This window comes from Paracoccus sp. (in: a-proteobacteria), from assembly GCF_030538695.1.
In the GTDB taxonomy this organism is placed as follows: Bacteria; Pseudomonadota; Alphaproteobacteria; order Rhodobacterales; family Rhodobacteraceae; genus Paracoccus.
In genome coordinates this window covers 94257-110434 of record NZ_JAUNTN010000002.1, presented here as the reverse complement: position 1 = coordinate 110434, position 16178 = coordinate 94257, and the positions used below count along the sequence as shown (strand labels likewise).

Annotated in this window: 13 protein-coding genes; 2 read left to right on the top strand and 11 right to left on the bottom strand. The window is 63.1% G+C overall.

From position 1 onward, the window contains the following. From murF to mraZ, 6 genes are read right to left on the bottom strand one after another with little or no spacing between them, the layout of a single operon-like run. Window positions 1-1395 carry a UDP-N-acetylmuramoyl-tripeptide--D-alanyl-D-alanine ligase gene (murF, locus tag Q4G24_RS01570; RefSeq protein WP_303364742.1) on the bottom strand — a complete coding sequence of 465 codons (1395 nt, stop codon included), beginning with the start codon at window positions 1393-1395 and terminating at the stop codon, window positions 1-3. Then, the gene (locus Q4G24_RS01565) at window positions 1395-2867 is read right to left on the bottom strand and encodes a UDP-N-acetylmuramoyl-L-alanyl-D-glutamate--2,6-diaminopimelate ligase (protein ID WP_303364741.1); all 1473 of its coding nucleotides are present in this window, start codon (window positions 2865-2867) and stop codon (window positions 1395-1397) included. Before Q4G24_RS01565 ends, murF begins: the two co-directional genes overlap by 1 nt. 14 nt (window positions 2868-2881) lie before the next feature. After that, window positions 2882-4681, bottom strand: coding sequence for a penicillin-binding protein 2 (locus Q4G24_RS01560; RefSeq protein WP_303364740.1), 1800 nt, complete (start codon window positions 4679-4681; stop codon window positions 2882-2884). Then, the gene (locus Q4G24_RS01555) at window positions 4678-5067 is read right to left on the bottom strand and encodes a cell division protein FtsL (RefSeq protein WP_303364739.1); all 390 of its coding nucleotides are present in this window, start codon (window positions 5065-5067) and stop codon (window positions 4678-4680) included. Before Q4G24_RS01555 ends, Q4G24_RS01560 begins: the two co-directional genes overlap by 4 nt. After that, window positions 5067-6035 carry a 16S rRNA (cytosine(1402)-N(4))-methyltransferase RsmH gene (rsmH, locus tag Q4G24_RS01550; protein ID WP_303364738.1) on the bottom strand — a complete coding sequence of 323 codons (969 nt, stop codon included), beginning with the start codon at window positions 6033-6035 and terminating at the stop codon, window positions 5067-5069. Before rsmH ends, Q4G24_RS01555 begins: the two co-directional genes overlap by 1 nt. Before the next feature lie 4 nt (window positions 6036-6039). Beyond that, window positions 6040-6543 (bottom strand): division/cell wall cluster transcriptional repressor MraZ, encoded by a 504-nt coding sequence (gene mraZ / locus Q4G24_RS01545; RefSeq protein ID WP_303364737.1) that lies wholly within the window; start codon window positions 6541-6543, stop codon window positions 6040-6042. A gap of 1433 nt (window positions 6544-7976) precedes the next feature. On the opposite strand from mraZ, the gene rlmJ reads away from it, so the two are divergent. Further along, window positions 7977-8753, top strand: coding sequence for a 23S rRNA (adenine(2030)-N(6))-methyltransferase RlmJ (gene rlmJ, locus Q4G24_RS01540; RefSeq protein ID WP_303364736.1), 777 nt, complete (start codon window positions 7977-7979; stop codon window positions 8751-8753). Here rlmJ and Q4G24_RS01535 read toward each other — a convergent pair. From Q4G24_RS01535 to Q4G24_RS01525, 3 genes are all read right to left on the bottom strand, one after another. Continuing rightward, a complete protein-coding gene (locus tag Q4G24_RS01535) occupies window positions 8750-11116 on the bottom strand; it encodes an ATP-dependent helicase (protein ID WP_303364735.1) in 2367 nt (788 codons plus the stop codon). The two genes, rlmJ and Q4G24_RS01535, sit on opposite strands and share 4 nt — an antisense overlap. A 65-nt stretch (window positions 11117-11181) precedes the next feature. Beyond that, entirely contained in the window at window positions 11182-12147 is a 966-nt protein-coding gene (gene folE2, locus Q4G24_RS01530; protein ID WP_303364734.1) for a GTP cyclohydrolase FolE2, read from the bottom strand. Between the two features lie 129 nt (window positions 12148-12276). Further along, window positions 12277-13467, bottom strand: coding sequence for a PLP-dependent aspartate aminotransferase family protein (locus Q4G24_RS01525; RefSeq protein WP_303364733.1), 1191 nt, complete (start codon window positions 13465-13467; stop codon window positions 12277-12279). A 166-nt stretch (window positions 13468-13633) separates the two neighbouring features. Here Q4G24_RS01525 and Q4G24_RS01520 point away from each other — a divergent pair, with 166 nt between their 5' ends. Further along, window positions 13634-14545, top strand: coding sequence for an alpha/beta fold hydrolase (locus Q4G24_RS01520; RefSeq protein ID WP_303364732.1), 912 nt, complete (start codon window positions 13634-13636; stop codon window positions 14543-14545). Here the strand turns inward: Q4G24_RS01520 and Q4G24_RS01515 are convergent. Next, window positions 14521-15126: an inner membrane-spanning protein YciB gene (locus Q4G24_RS01515; RefSeq protein WP_303364731.1), complete on the bottom strand. Its 606-nt coding sequence runs from the start codon at window positions 15124-15126 to the stop codon at window positions 14521-14523. The two genes, Q4G24_RS01520 and Q4G24_RS01515, sit on opposite strands and share 25 nt — an antisense overlap. 69 nt (window positions 15127-15195) lie before the next feature. After that, entirely contained in the window at window positions 15196-16119 is a 924-nt protein-coding gene (locus Q4G24_RS01510) for a thioredoxin family protein (RefSeq protein ID WP_303364730.1), read from the bottom strand. Between the last annotated feature and the right edge of the window lie 59 nt (window positions 16120-16178).

Genomic DNA, 16178 nt, shown 5'->3' with positions numbered 1-16178 from the left:
CTATTCCTGTTCTTGCGTGGCGCTGCTGTTGCCTGCCTGACGCAGCGCGTCAACCAGTTTCGTGATACGCGAAGATTTCGAGCCTTTAATCAGCACAATATCGCCGCTTTGCACCAGCATTGCGGCTTGGGTGGCCAGGTCTTCGGCGCTTTCCGTGACCTGTCCGCGCCGGGCGTCAGGCAGCGCCTGTGCCAGATGGCGCATCAGCGGCCCGGCGGTGTGGACCAGATCGACGGCGGCCATCGCAGGATGCGCTGCCATGGCGGCGTGCTGCTCGGCTGCGTCCGCGCCAAGCTCCAGCATATCGCCCAGAATTGCCACGCGGCGCTGCCCCGGCAGGCGCGAGAGTGTCTGTAATCCGGCGCCAAGTGAGGTCGGGTTGGCGTTATAGGCATCGTCGATCACGTCGATATGGCCCGCGCCCCATGCGATCCGCTGCACCCGGCCGCGACCGGCGGGGGGTGTCCATGCCTCCAGCCCCGGCAGCAGTGCAGCAGGGTCCAGCCCAAGCGGGCGGGCCATCGCCAGAACGCCCGCAGCATTCATGGCGAAATGCGTCCCGGCCGAGGCCAGCCGCAGGGTCAGATCCTGCCCTTCGACACGGATGGTCGCGCGGGTCATGGCACCGTCCGGGGTGACATCCAGCAGGGCCACGTCCGCATCGGGACCGAATGTTGTGACATTCGCCCGCAAGGCATGGGCGGCATCAAGCAAAATCGGCGTGGTTGGCAGACCCGCAGGAATCACCGCCGCACCGCCCGGTTCCAACCCCTGAAAGACCGCCGCTTTTTCGCGGGCAATGCCGTCGATACTGTCGAAAGCCTCGATATGGGCTGCGGCAACGGTGGTAATCATTGCCGCATGAGGACGGGCCAGACGGGTCAGCGGGGCGATTTCGCCGGGGTGGTTCATGCCAATTTCGATAATGGCGAAATCGGTATCGGCGGGCATCCGGGCCAGCGTCAGCGGCACGCCCCAATGGTTGTTATAGCTGGCCTCGGCGGCGTGGGTGCGACCCAGCGGGGTCAATGCCGCGCGCAGCATTTCCTTGGTCGAGGTCTTGCCGACAGAACCCGTCACCGCCGCAATGCGGGCGCGGGTCCGAACACGGGCGGCGCGGGCAAGGGCCTCCAGCCCGGCCAGCACATCGGGAACGACCAGCAGCGGCGCATCCGGGGCCACGCCCTCGGGGATGCGGCTGACCAGTGCGGCAGCCGCCCCACAAGCCAGCGCCTGCGCAACGAAATCATGCCCATCGCGGGCAGCTTTCAGCGCCACGAACAGATCACCCGGCGCAATCGTGCGGGTGTCGATGCTGATCCCATTGGCCTGCCAATCGGCTGTCACCCGCCCACCAGTGGCGGCAGCGGCATCGGATGCGGTCCACAAAGCCATCAGATTTTCCCATCCAGAGCCGCAACGGCAACCGAGGCTTGTTCAACATCATCAAAGGGATAGACGTCATGACCGACGATCTGGCCGGATTCATGCCCTTTGCCCATAATCAGCAGCGCATCGCCCGGCTCCAGCGCATCGACGCCGCGCAGGATGGCCTCGGCGCGATCACCGATCTCGGTTGCCTCGGGGCAACCCTCCATCACGGCGGCCCGGATCAGCGCCGGGTCTTCGGTGCGCGGATTGTCGTCGGTGACGATCACCACATCAGCATGTTCGGCGGCGGCCTGCCCCATCAGCGGGCGCTTGCCCCGGTCGCGGTCGCCGCCCGCACCGATCACGGCGATGATGCGGCCCATCACATGCGGGCGCAACGATTGCAGCGCGGCGATCACCGCCCCGGGCTTATGCGCGTAATCGACGAAGACCGCCGCGCCATTGTCGCGGGTCGCAGCAAGCTGCATCCGGCCCGGCACCGTCGCCAGTTCCGGCAAGGTCGCAATGACGCGGGCAGTCTCGTCCCCCGCCGCGATGGCCAGCCCGGCGGCCAGCAGCACGTTTTCAGCCTGAAAACCACCGATCAGGTTCAGCCGCAGCAGATGCGTCTGACCCATGATCCGCGCCCGGAGTTCCTGCCCGGTAGCGTCGTAACGCTGGGCCAGAATCTGCAACTCGCAATCCTCGCCGCGCCCGACCGAGATCACCCCCTGCCCGGCATCCAGCGCAATGTCGCGCATCTGGCGGCCGCGCGGGCTGTCGGTATTGATGACGGCAATCGCGTCCTCGTCAAGGATATGGTTGAACAACAGCGCCTTGGCGGCGAAATAGCTGTCGAAATCTTTGTGATAGTCCAGATGATCCTGGCTGAAGTTGGTAAACCCGCCCGCCACCAGCGACACCCCATCCAGCCGCCGCTGGTCGAGGCCGTGGCTGGATGCCTCCATCGCGGCATGGGTCACGCCGGCTGCGGCGGCCTCGGACAGAACGCGGTGCAGGGTGATCGGCTCGGGCGTGGTATGGGCCAGCTTTGCCTGATAATCACCGATTACGCCCATGGTGCCAAGGCTGATCGCCTTATGCCCAAGCGCCTGCCAGATCTGGCGGATAAAGCTGGCAACCGAAGTCTTGCCGCTGGTTCCCGTCACCGCCACCATGGTTTCCGGCTGACGCCCGAACCACAGCGCCGCCGCTCCGGCCAGCGCCGCGCGGGGATCGTCAACGACAATCGCCACCACATCGGAATCGGCCAGCAGCCCCCCGGCGATGGCCGCGCCTTCGCGGTCGGTCAGCACCGCCGCCGCGCCCTGACGCAGCGCATAGGTGATAAACTCGGCCCCGTGGGTTTCCGACCCCGGCAGGGCCGCAAACAGGAAACCATCGCGCACCTGCCGCGAATCGACCGCAATGCCGGTAATCAGCGGGTCGCGGACCCCATGCAGACCCAATGTGGACAGGCGATGCGGCTCGGTCATGGGATGTCCCTTGTTCAGTTCATCGACAGCTTTACCGCAGCCTGCGGGCGCGGGGCAATCTCGGGCAGGCGCGGGCCGTCCTCGGGTTCCAGCCCAAGGATGGGAGACAGGCGGCGAATCACCTCGGCCGCGACCGGCACGGCGGTCAGACCCGCAACCCGGCTTTCGCCGCCGCCGGTCTGTGCGGATGGTTCGTCCAGCGTCACCACCAGCGCATATTTCGGCTGATCCTCGGGGAACACGGCGGCAAAGGTCGCCACCACCTTGTTGCTGTAATAACCGCCGCCCGGACGCGGCTTGTCGGCGGTGCCGGTCTTGCCCGCAACCTGATAGCCGGGAACCTCGGCCGAACGCGCCGTGCCGCGCACCACCACCCCACGCAGCAGATCAAGCGAACGCCGCGCCGCCGCTTCGGACAGCACGCGCGGACCTTCGGCATGGGTCTCGCTGTGAATCAGCGTCGGAGACACCCGCACCCCGCCATTCGCCAGCGTGGCATAGGCGCTGGCCAGATGCAGCGGGCTGGCGGCAAGGCCGTGACCAAAGGAGACCGTCGCCGCCGTTACCGCCGGCCAGCGCGTCGGCACCAAAGGCTTGCCGGTCGGGCCTTCGACCATCTCAATCGGGGTTGGCGTGAAAAAGCCCAGCTTTTCCAGGAAATCCTTTTGCCGCTCGACCCCCACCATCTGCGCAATGCGCACCGTCCCCACGTTCGAGGATTTCACGATGATATCCTCGACCGACATGCTGGAACCGTATTGGTGCAAGTCGTGAATCCGATATTTCCCAATCTGCATCGGCGTATTGGTGTTGATCTGCGTGTTCGGGTTCACCAGACCCAGATCCATCGCCTGCGCCACCGGGAAAATCTTGAAGGTCGAGCCAAGCTCATACTGGCCCTGCACCACCCGGTTGAACAGCGGGCTGTCAGACGGATCGCCTTGCAACAACGGGCTGGGACGGTCGTTTGGGTCAAAATCGGGCAGGCTGGCCATCGCCAGAATCTCGCCGGTTTTCACATCCATCAACACGCCCGCCGCGCCTTTGGCATTCATCACCCGCATCCCCGACGCAAGGGTCTGCTCCATCGCTGCCTGCGCCGACAGGTCGATGGACAGGGACAGCGGGCCATCCTGACCGGGATCGCGCAACTGGCGGTCGAATTGCTTTTCGACGCCCGCCACGCCAAGGATCTCGGCGCTGCTGACGCCCTCGGCCCCGAAACCGGCACCGCCAAGGATATGGCTGGCAAGGCGACCATTCGGATACAGACGCATCTCACGCGGGCCGAACAGCAGGCCGGGGTCGCCGATGTCATGCACCGCCTGCATCTGCTCGGGGCTGATCTTGCGCTTGATCCAGTCGAACTTGCGCTGCGATTTGAACAGCTCCAGCAGCTTGTCCTCTTTCAGATCCGGGAAGATCCGGGCCAGCTCACGCGCGGCCTTGTCGGGGTCAATCAATTGCTGAGGATGCACATAAAGCGAATGGGTCATCAGATTCGTGGCCAGAATCCGGCCCTGACGATCTACAATATCCGCCCGCTGGCTGATAATGTCGCTGCCGCCTTGCTGAACGCGCGGCTCGCTGGGTTGGCTGGCAGCGACCATGCCCATACGCACACCGACCGCCCCAAAGGCCAGCAAAAAGGCCAGCCCCATAACCCAAAGCCGCCCATCGGCGCTGTGCCGGGCGGTCTCTTGAATCTCGGCATGACGCGCGGCGCGGTTCTCGGCCTCGATCTCGTCAGGGTTGGCACCCTGTTCGCGGGCGCGAAGGATGCGGGCCAAAGGGCGCAAGGGGGTGCGGATCATGGCGTTTGCTCCTGTGCGGGGGCGTCGTTTTCGGTGATTTCGCCGCCTTCGGGGGTAAAGCCCTCGGGGCGGCGCGGCGGACGAACCAGCTTTTCCGGCGCTGGCGGATAGGCGATATTGCCCGCGCCCGCGAATTGATCCGAAGTCAGAGGCACCAGCCGCAGCGTATCAAAGTTCATCTGCACAAGCTGGCGCAGGCGGTCGGGCCGGTTCAGATAGGCCCATTCGGCATTCAGCACGCTCAGTTCATCGCGCAAGCTGGCGATTTCGCGCTGAACCACACGCATTTCGTCGATCACCGCCTGCGTGCGATAGTTTTCCCGGTAGGTCCAAAAGGCCAGCCCCATCAGCACAACAATGCCCGTCACCACGGCAAGCAACCGCATCACCGCCCCCTTTGCGCTGGCAGGCGCGGCAAACCCAGCGCCGCCGCATCAGCGGAACCGGCGGGTGCATCGGTGCGCACGCCCACACGCAGATAGGCGCTGCGGGCGCGGGGGTTGGCGGCCAGTTCGGCATCATCGGCCCCAATGGCGCGACGAAACGGCAGGGTAAAAGCAGGGGCTTCAACGGCCATGACCGGCGCATGACGGCTACCACCCCCGGCCTGACCCGAACGCGCCTGAAAGAACCGCTTGACCACCCGGTCCTCCAGCGAATGAAAGCTGACCACCGCCAGCTTGCCACTCGGTTTCAGGGCGCGTTCTGCCGCCATAAGCCCCTGAAGAAGCTGGCCGAACTCATCATTCACCCAAATACGAATAGCCTGAAAACTGCGCGTCGCCGGATGGCTCTGCCCCGGTTTCGGACGCGGCAGACAGCGGGCGACGACCTCGGCCAGCTCCAGCGTGCGGGTCAGCGGGCGCGCGGCGACAATCGCCCGCGCGATCCGCCGCGAGGCGCGCTCCTCACCATAATGATACAGCACATCGGCAATCACCGATTCGTCGGCGCTGTTCAGCAGATCGGCGGCACTCGGCCCATCCTGCGCCATGCGCATATCCAGCGGCCCGTCACGCAGAAAGGAAAAGCCGCGCTCAGCCTGATCCAGCTGCATCGAGCTGACGCCAAGGTCCAGCACCACCCCATCGACCGGCTGCCCGGCCAGCACATCAAGGTCGCCAAACTCGCCCTGACGCAGCAACAGGCGGTCGCCATAATCACCCGCCCAAGCGCGGGCCATGCCGAAGACCAGCGGGTCGCGGTCAATACCGATCACCTGATCCGCCCCCGCCGCCAGCAGCCCGCGCGTGTAACCGCCCGCGCCAAAGGTGCCATCGACCCAAGTGCCAGAAACCGGCGCAACCGCCCGCAGCAGCGGGTCCAGCAGAACGGGGATATGGGGCGCGGCCATGGCCTTAACCCTCCTCGGGCAGACCGGGAAGCAGGCTCAGCAGATCAGTGCCGGGTTCAAGCGAATCAATAAAGGCGTCCAGCTCGGCATCGGCGTCCTGCTGATCCTCGGCAGCCCAAAGCTTCAAGTAATCGCCCGAGGCCACCATATGCGCCCGGTCCGTCAGACCCAGCTTGTCACGCAGCTTTTGCGGCATCACCAAGCGGCCGTCATCGTCGATCTCGGCCTCGATCGACTGGCCGTTCATCAGCCGCTCCAGCACAAGACGCTGGACCGAACCGCGCGGCATCCGATGGATCTGTGCGTCGATTTCTTCGATCGCCTCAATCGTATAAAGTTTGAGGTGATCCTGCTGCGGGCCGCCATAGACAATGACCATCTGCGCCCGGCGGCCGGATTCAAAATCAGGATCGGACAGTTCAAAGACGCGGCGAAACCGCGCCGGGACGGACATCCGTCCCTTGGCGTCGATCTTGACGTCTTCTGAACCTCTGAACCTGCGCGCCACCTGCGGCGTCTCCTTAACTGTCCCACCTTTTCGGCCCGCCCGAAAAGGAAAGGGCGGACCGGGCCGCTGCCACCGCCCGATCCGCCGCCCTCGTTCCCATCTCTGGGCCCCGTTTCGCGGGGATCGTCCGGGTTATCGCGCCACCTGGGGGAGGTGCTGCTCATGCGCCCCGGATCACATCACGGAAAGCGGGTGCCTGTATGAAGCCTGCTTCGCCTTCGCGGGGTCTTTTGATCGCCCCTTCTATCCCGTCTCCGTGAACAAGAAATGCCACGGGAAAACATGGGACGCAATGGAATTATTCGCCACCAACCAACAGCAACCAGAGGCCAGCCACATCATGTTCCACTATAGTTCGCAGAAAACCAAAGGCAGAGAAGCAAACCTAGCGGAATGACAGTCAACAAAACACTAGATATAGACAGATCGCGCATAGGCAAAAAAGTGCCGCATATTCCCAGAAAATATAGAAAGGCCGACATCAGACCGCTGAACATCCACCCGGACAGGTCAGAAAAGCTCAGAATCACGACCAATCACGCCTGCGCGATTCGGAATCTCAACGACGATTCCATGATTTCCCAAACTCGATTCCATAATGTCCCAGCACGCTCTCAGCAGACGAATCGAACCAGACCACGCCCCGCACCAGACATGGCGCACGGCACCACCCCACAACGGCGGAACTGGGCCGAACCGCGCCCCCTCACGAGGATGCGATCTTGACGCTAGGTTAACTTCTCTGGTTAGCGATAACGCTGCATTTGCACGATACCCCAAGCCAAGCCTGCGGCACCACGTCGCAGCACTGCAAGAAACGCAACGTCAGAACCAGAAAACAGACATCCCCACCGTTAAAAACCCCTGCACATCAGACAAGATGTCATCAATCCTTCATGTTTGCGACCCCCTCCGCTTCGGCTTGGAAAAATAGGTCAGCACTTGTTATGCATTTTGCGCATGGCAGCATGGCAGCAATGGTTGTTGTGCAAGCGCAGCAAAAGGCGCATCTTCTGTCCATCGGAAGCGCGATAGCGTTAACGATACGGAATTAAGTTTCCCGGCCGAATACCTCCTCCCTTTCGGCACGGGTTCAGGCGGTGCCCCTCTCCTCCTCCCTCGGGGCGCCGCCAAGAGTTACGATGACGCCCCTTCTCCTCCCTTGGGCGTCATGGTGAAAGCGGCGGCTTCCTTCCTCCTCCCTCGGAAGCCGCCGTAGTTCACCCTCCGCCGAATGGCGGGCAGTTGCGATGGCCCCTCCTCCTCCCTTGGGGCCGATCGTTAGTACTGGTGGCCTCTCCTCCTCCCTGGCCACCAGTGCATCTTATACGCGGCCCACCTCCTCCCTAGGGCCAGCGTTATGCGGCGGTGCCCCTCCTCCTCCCTTGGGCGCCGCCGCTTTTATTTTCTGCGCAGCACGTTATGACAGGGCCATGTTATCTTATCAGCACGGCTATCACGCTGGAAATCTGGCCGATCTGCACAAGCACGCGCTGCTGGCGCGGGCTTTGGCCTATCTGACCGCCAAGCCCAAGCCGTTAACCTACCTTGAAACACACGCCGGGCGCGGGCTTTACGACCTGTCCGGCGATCAGGCCCGGCAGACCGGCGAGGCCCGCGCCGGTATCACCCGCGCACTCGCGGAAGGCTGGCTGCCCAAAGATCACCCGTTACTGGCCGCACTGGTCGCGGTGCGGGCGGAATATGGATCGGAAAGCTATCCCGGCTCGCCGCTGATTGCCCGGCATTTCCTGCGCCCCGGCGACCGCGCCCATCTGGCCGAACTGCATCCGCAGGAATATGCGGCGCTGGAGCGCGTGGCGGATTTTGCCACGCTGCACCATCAGGACGGTTTCGCCATGGCGCAGGCGGTTTGCCCCCCCACCCCGCGGCGGGGCCTGTTGCTGATCGACCCCAGTTATGAGGTCAAGGCTGACTACGCCGCCCTGCCCCGGCAGATCGCACAGATCACCCGCAAATGGAATGTCGGCATCATCGCACTATGGTATCCGATCCTGCGAGAGCCGCGCCACGCCGGAATGCTGGCCGCGTTGGTCGCGGACCATCCCGAAGCCCTGCTGTCCGAAGTCACATTCCCCGCAGCCCGCGACAATCACCGCATGATCGGGTCCGGCATGTTCATCCTAAACCCGCCCTGGGGATTACAGGACGAAGCCCACACCCTGACCCGCATCTTTGCCGGGGCCTAGAACGGCACATCATCCGGCGCATTGGCAGGCTGGACATACCCCGCCTTGACGTTTTTCACCATGTCCCCGAATTGCACAGTCAGGGTATCCTCGACCACGCCAAGGATCGTGCCATCACCGAAACGCGCATGACTGACCCGATCACCGACCGCAAAGCTGGCGGCAGCCTTGGCCTCGATCACCACCGGGCGCCGTGGGCTGGTCTGCTGGCGGTCCTGCAATCGCCGCCAGCCGGGTGAGTTATAGACATCCGCCCGCGCGGCACGGTCCTGCATGGTCGCCGCACCTGCCATTGCCGCCGCGCCGAAGCCGCCGCCGTAAAGGCCGGGCGGCGTCAGCACCTCGATCTCATCCCCGGGCAATTCGTCGATAAAACGCGAGGGCAGTTGCGATTGCCATTGCCCATACATCCGCCGGTTTCCGGCAAAGCTGATGGTGCAAAGTTTTTCTGCCCGCGTGATGCCGACATAGGCCAGGCGGCGCTCCTCCTCCAGCCCTTTGGTGCCGGTTTCGTCCAACGCACGCTGGTTCGGAAACAGGCCATCCTCCCACCCCGGCAGAAAGACGATAGGATATTCCAGACCCTTGGCCGCGTGCAGGGTCATAATGCTGACCTGATCCACCGCATCGCCCGAATCGCGGTCCATGACCAGCGCGACATGCTCGAGAAACCCTTGAAGATTGTCGAAATCTTCCAGTGCCTTGACCAGTTCTTTCAGGTTATCCAGACGGCCCGGCGCATCAGGGGATTTGTCGTTCTGCCACATCGCCGTATAGCCGGATTCATCCAGAATCCGCTCGGCCAGTTCGATATGATTGACAGCCCCATCCAGCGCATCGGCGTGCCAGCGCCCCATCGCCTGAACAAAGTTCGTCAGCCCCGACAGAGCCTTGCCCGAAACCGCCTTTTCTGCCACCGCCCGCTGCGCGCCGATCAGCAGCGGCTCTCCCGCCCGACGGGCAAGGCTCTGGATGGTCTGAACAGCCTTGTCACCAAGCCCCCGGCGCGGCGTGTTGATGATACGTTCAAAGGCCAGATCATCCGCCGGACTGACCGCCAGCCGGAAATAGGCCATCGCATCGCGGATCTCGGCCCGTTCATAGAAGCGCGGCCCGCCAATCACACGATAGGGCAGTCCAATGGACATGAAGCGGTCTTCAAACGCCCGCATCTGATGGCTGGCGCGAACCAGAATCGCCATATCGTTCAGGTCGTTCTGGCCCATGCTGGCCCGGTGGCCGCCATGAAACGCCTCGATTTCCTCACCGATCCAGCGCGCCTCGGCCTCACTGTCCCAATGGCCGATCAGCCGAACCGGGGCGCCCGCCTCGGCCTCGGTCCACAAGGTCTTGCCAAGCCGCCCCTGATTCGCCGCGATCAGCCCCGAGGCCGCAGCCAGAATCTGCGGGGTCGAGCGGTAATTCTGTTCCAGCCGGATCACCTGCGCACCGGGGAAATCAGTCTCGAACCGCAGGATGTTCCCAACCTCGGCCCCACGCCAGCCATAGATCGACTGGTCGTCATCGCCCACACAACAGATGTTGCGATCCCGCGCCGCCAGCAGCCGCAGCCACATATATTGCGCGACATTGGTGTCCTGATACTCGTCCACCAGAATATAGCGGAACCGATCCTGCCACTTTGCCAGCAGGTCTGGATGCGCCTGAAACAGCGTCACGCAATGCAACAGCAAATCGCCAAAATCGACAGCGTTCAGCTCCAGCAAGCGGCGCTGATAGGCACGGTAAAGCCGCACGCCATGGCCTTCAAACGCTGCCTGATCAGATTTCGGCACCCGGTCAGGGATCAGCGCCCGATTCTTCCAGCCGTCAATCAGCCCCGCCAAGGCCCGCGCAGGCCAGCGTTTCTCATCCAGCCCATCAGCGGCAATCAACTGTTTCAACAGGCGAATCTGGTCGTCCGTATCCAGAATGGTAAAGGACGGTTTCAGCGTGATTTCGCCATCACCCACCAATTCCGCATGGCGGCGCAGAATCTTGACGCTGATCGAGTGGAACGTGCCAAGCCACGGCATCCCCTCGACCGCCTCACCCAGCAGCCGCCCGATACGGTCGCGCATTTCCCGCGCCGCCTTATTGGTGAATGTAACCGCCAGAATCTGGCTAGGCCACGCCCTGCCCTGGTTCAGAATATGCGCGATTCGCGTGGTCAGCGCCCGCGTTTTCCCCGTCCCGGCCCCCGCCAGCAGCAGCACTGGCCCATCCAGAGCCTCGACCGCAGCCCGCTGTGCCGGGTTCAGCCCCTCCAGATACGGCGCAGGCCGCGCCGCCAGCGCCCGCTGCGACAGCGGGATGCGGGTTTCGGCCTCTGCCGCCTCGAATGGGTCGTCAAAATCACTCATGGCCGGACCATAGCGCAGCTTGCAGCGCAGGGAAAGATGTTCCTGACTTGTTCCTTAACGGCAGCTTAACCACAATGGATCAGCGAGGCGAACACCAGCGGGTCAAGGCTTTGCGCCTCAAACGTAGGACCTTCGGTCAGAATACTGACCGCATCATGGGAATGCAGCGATTCCTGATGGCTGGCGACGATGCGGAAATCCCCGATCCGCGCATCCGCCAACAACCCTTCGGCAAAGGCGCGCACGGCATCCTCGACGAAAATCGGATGTGCGGCGTTCAGTTCCGCGAAAGCCTGTTCATCCTCGCGCTTCACCATGACCTGCGTTTCGGTCGGCACGGCGCGGCGACAGATGTCCAGCAAGTCCTCGATCCACAACCGCTCCGCGCCCTGCATCACCGCCGAAATCCGCGCAACCGAGCGTTGCGAATGCGGCGTCGCAAGCTGCCCGCGCGTCATCCGCGCATGTTCCGACAATTCCAGCGAGCAAGGGCAGGTCGAGCTGTAAACATAGTCCAGATGGATCACGCGCAGGCGCTTCCCGCCCTGGTCAATCACCTCAAAAGCGGTATCATAATACTGCCAGCCACTCAGCCCCGAGCGCATCGAACCAACCTGCATCGGATAGCTGAGCCGCATCTGAATCCGCGCGTCATAGGCGTCCAGATGGTCCTTATAGTCATCCAGCGCGGCTTGCAGCACCGACAGGCTGAACTCTTTTTCCGCATGGCCGTAAAAAGAGCGCATGATCCGGGACATGTTGATGCCCTTTTTCTCGGCATCCAGACTGACCGTCCCGGTGACTGAGGTCTCCAGCATCACCTCGCCGCCCGCACGGGTGCGATAGCGGATCGGCAGGCGAAAATTACTGATCCCAACATGCTGGATCATTTTCCGCGCCCCGACGATGGTGCTGGACGGGCCGTTCTGCATATCCGGCAGGCTGTCCTTATAGACAGGATCAACCTTGAAATCATTAGGATATTCACGGTTCAGAACCGGATAGCCCGTGTTGGTCATGGCCTTGTTCATCGCGTGATCCCTTGAATTGCGCTGCAAATAAATGGGGGCTGTAAACCAGATTTTAACCCCTTGCAGGCCATAACGGCCCGCATGAGGCTTTGGTTCGATATCAGAATGATTCTTTTGGCGGTGGCGGGGTTAATCCGCCAGCGCCTGCTCGATGTCGCGGATCAGGTCATCGGCATGTTCCAGCCCGATCGACAGACGCACCAGCCCCGGCGTGATGCCAAGCTGGGCCTTGGCCTCATCGCTCAACCGCTGGTGAGTGGTGGTCGCCGGGTGGGTAATGATCGACCGCGCGTCGCCCAGATTGTTGGAAATCGTGACGATCCGCAGCCCGTCCAACAGGCGGAAGGCCGCGTCCTTGCCGCCCGCCAGTTCCAGCGCAATCATGGTCCCCCCCGATCCCATCAGCCGCATGGCCAGATCATGCTGCGCGTGGTTGGCAAGGCCCGGATAGATCACCTGCGAAAACGCCGGATTGCCGGACAGACGTTCGGCCACGATCAGCGCGGTTTCCGCCTGCTGACGCACGCGCAGGTCCATGCTGGTCAACCCGTTCAGCATCAGCCAGGCGTTGAACGGGCTGATCGCACCGCCGGTATGTTTCAGATAAGGCTCGGCCTTGCCACGCACGAAATCACTGCGGCCACAGATCGCGCCGCCAAGCGCCCGGCCGCCGCCGTCGATATGCTTGGTCGTGGAATAAATGATAACATCCGCCCCTTGCTCAACCGCACGGGAAAACACCGGCGTGGCAAAGACGTTATCCACCATGACCAGCGCACCGACGGCATGGGCCAGCTCTGCAATGGCGGGCATATCGGCAACCTCAAGACCGGGGTTCGAAACGGTTTCAAAGAACACCGCCACGGTTTCCGCATTGATCGCTGCCCGCCACTGATCCAGATTGGTGCCATCGACAAAGACCACATCGACGCCAAACGTCTTCAGAATCTCCAGCACATAGATGCACGACCCGAACAAGGCGCTGGCGGCAACGATGCGCTTGCCCGGCTCGGCCACCGCCATAAGTGCGCCATTGACCGCCGCCATGCCGCTGGCGGTGGCAAAACAATCCTCGGTCCCCTCCAGCGAGGCGAGGCGATCTTCAAAAATCCGGCTGGTCGGGTTGCCATAGCGGGCATAGATGAACTCATCCGGGCCGGACTTCACGAAACGCGCCTCGGCCTGTTCGGCACTGTCATAGACGAAGCCCTGCGTCATATACAGCGCCTCGGCCACCTCGCCATATTGGCTGCGGCGGGCGGCCTGATGAACGGCGCGGGTGCGCGGATGACAATCCGAAACATCCTTGAGCGTGGACATGGCATGGCCTTTCTGTGTTCGCTGCGGTTTTGCCCTACTACCGCAGACGGGGCGAGGCAAGAACCCGCCAGAGCAGCCTGCGTCACACAAGTTTCATGCTCTGGTCACATGTCCGTCGCCGCAGCGCGGCATATTGCACCCATCGGAACCGGAACGGAGTCCCCCGATGGCACTGCGGATCGTCAATACCGACGCCCCCCTGCCCCCGGACCTGCTGGAACAGGCGGCAAACCTGCCTGCCGGGGCACCGGTGATCGTGATGATCCACGGGTTTCGCTTTGCGCCGACCCATCCGACCGCCTGCCCGCACCGTCACATCCTGTCCCTGACCCCGGACCTGCCCGGCCCAAGGGTGCGGTCCTGGCCGGAAGGGCTGGGGTTTTCGCACGACTCCCTGACCGACGGGCTGGCCATCGCCTACGGCTGGCCTGCGCTTGGCAAACTCCGTCAGGCTTATGGCCGCGCCGGAATGGCGGGGCGCGGGCTGGCCACACTGGTTCAGAATCTGGCGCAGGCATCGGGGCGTCCGGTCGCGCTGATCGGCCATTCTCTTGGAGCGCGGGTGGCGCTTACCGCAATCCGCCATGCCGCGCCGGGCAGTATCAACCGGGCGATCCTGCTGACCGGGGCCGAGTTTCAGGACCGCGCCCGAATGGCGCTGCGCCCGGACGGCCCGGAAATCCTGAACATCACCACGCGCGAGAACGACCCGTTCGACTTTGGCTTCGAGCTGTGGCTGACGCGCGGCCGCCTGCACCGGCGCAGCATCGGCGCGGGACTGGCCCGACCGCATCCACGCTGGCTGGACATGCAGATCGACGATGGCCAGACGCGGGCGGCTTTGCGACGGCTTGGCTTTGGCATCGGCTGGCGCGACCAGCTTGCCTCACATTGGTCGCCCTATCTGCATCCCGGCATTTTCGAGCTTTACCGCAGCTTTCTGCGCAGCCCACAGCTCATGCCGCTTGGCCTGCTGGCCGCCACCCTACCCGAACAACAGGAGCCGCGCTGGTCCCGCCTGCGCCGACTGGCGCGGCCCGCGTGGGGCTGGCGTCACTCCTCAGGCGTCAGCGCATAGCGTTTGAACAGGCCCGCATTGCCCATAAGAAACACAAAGATCAACACCGGCAGGCCAAAGGTCTTGAAATTGACCCAAAACGTGTCGGACATCAGCCGCCACACGATTTCATTTGCCACGGCCAGCCCGGCAAAGAACAACGCCAGCCGCGCAGTCAGGATGCGCCAGCCCGTCTCTTTCATCGGCAGGGCCTCGCCCATAACCGCGCGCAGCCAGTTGCGGCGCGTGAGCCATGCGAAACCCAGCAGTCCGGCAAAGGCCAGATAGATCAGCGTCGGCTTCATCTTGATAAAGCGCGGGTCGTTCAGCCAGATGGACAGCCCACCGAACAGCACCACCACGACCAGAGTCACGATCTGCGCCACCGACAGCTTGCCGGTTCTGGCCCATGTCACTGCACTGGCCAGCACCGTCAGCGGCACGAACACCAGCGTCGCCAACACGATACTGCCATAGGTTTGCCCCCACAGCGTGACCTCGTGATTGCGGAACAGCATGAAAACCGCGAAGAAAACGGCAATCGGGCCATATTCCAGCACCGCCTTGAGGCGTGGCGACAGCGTGGGGGAAGTATCAGACATTGCGGGCCTTGCTTTGATAAGATCGCTGCCGTTGTGGCGCAGCCCGCCCCGGCGGGCAAGCCCGTGTGGTCAATCCAGCCGGATCGCGGCCAGAATCGGACCGGGCAGTGCGGTCTTGCGGTTGATGATCTGCTGCACCAGCAGCGCATGACGGGTATCGGCGGGCCAATCCTTGCCGGGGGCTACGGCCGGGGGCATGAAATTGGTAGTCACCTCTTGTTGCAGAGAAGCAGCTTCGCCCTTGGTGACACGCAGCGCCATCGGCTGCCGCCCGTCCCATTCAGCCAACATCTGCATATCCAGAACGACATTGCTGTAATTCAACGTCCTGTCCTGATTTTCGCCCGCCGTGATCGTGGCCCGACGGTTCGGGACATAGCGCACCATCACCAGCGCCAGCCGCCCGCGCAGGTCGTTCTGTGGCACAAGGCGGATGTGAAATGCGTCCCCCTCGTGCCGGGCCGAAACCGAAACCGGCACCGGCGCGGCCCGCTGCGCCTCAATAATGCGCATCAGATCAGCAGGTTGCGGATTCATCAGCGCATCCACCCCGCCAATGATGATCTGCGGTGTATAAAGGCTGTCGCCACCAGTCGCCTGCGCATAATTTTTCTGGCGGCGGGTGAAAGCCGGGCTGGCAAGTTCATCTTTCCAGCCCAGATAATCCCAGTAATCGACATGCAGCGACAGCGGCAGAATATCAGGATTTTGAGCCAGATCCGCCAGCATCTGATCAGCGGCGGGGCAGGCCGAGCAGCCTTGCGACGTAAACAGTTCAACCACGATGGGCGCATGTTTCAGCGGCCCCAAGCTCCGCCCCTGCGGGGCACTGCCGCCGATGGCGGACAATGGCGCAACCGGGTCAGGCGCACCCCCACCCGGCTCTTGTGCCATGACCGCCTGCCCGACCAGCAGGGTCAGGGTAATCAGAACATGACACAGGCGAAAGCGGCGAAACATGGTCAAAGGCTTGGGAAACGTGGCAATCTTCATGGCTTCCCCTTAGCGCCCCATCCCGCGCGGGCCAAATCACCGCTGCGTCAGTATCGCCG